Below are 611 nucleotides of genomic sequence, written 5' to 3' on the forward strand. Positions count from 1 at the left end.
CTGACACCGGCCTCAAACCGGTGTCTTGTTTACGCTACTTTAGTGCGCACTTCCTTCGGTATCAATTTCAGACCCTTTTTGAACATGCTGTAGGGGGTTTGACCCTCCATCATCCTGCCCTGATGTGGCCGCTGGGTGTTGTAGTGATCCAGATAGCTGTCCAGGTCTGTCTGCATCTGCTCCACTGATTCATACCAGGTCGTCCTCCCCTTGATACGGAAGTGTTCATCCAGCAGGGTGCGATGTAGCCGCTCGATAAAGCCGTTGCTCTGCGGCCTGCGTACCTTGGTGGTCCGGTGCTCAATCCCCTCCAGTTGCAGGAACAGCTCGTAGGGGTGATGGTCATGGCGTCCGCAGAACTCGCGCCCGTTGTCCGACAGGATGGTATAGACCCGCGCCTCGTGAGCCTCGAAGAACGGCAGGACCGTTTCGTTGAGCACATGGACCGAGGTCACCGGCAGCTTGCTGGTGTAGAGCCGTCCCCAGGCGTGGCGGCTGTAGCAGTCCAGTACGGTTTGCAGATACACCTTGCCCACCCCCTTGAGTGCGCCGACGAAGAAGGTGTCGACCGCCACCAGTTCCCCGGTGTAGTGAACCTCAATTTGGCGTTC

1 protein-coding gene is annotated in these 611 nt (G+C 57.9%); it reads right to left on the reverse strand.

Annotation, left to right across the window (positions count from 1 at the left end; translation table 11 throughout):
- Positions 1–29 precede the first annotated feature (29 nt).
- Positions 30–611, reverse strand: a 582-nt coding sequence (locus PG879_RS20475; RefSeq protein WP_270830620.1) for an integrase core domain-containing protein, incomplete at its 5' end; no start/stop codon positions are given.

It is taken from the genome of Aeromonas sp. QDB63 (genome assembly GCF_027707425.1).
Taxonomy (GTDB): Bacteria; Pseudomonadota; Gammaproteobacteria; order Enterobacterales; family Aeromonadaceae; genus Aeromonas; species Aeromonas caviae.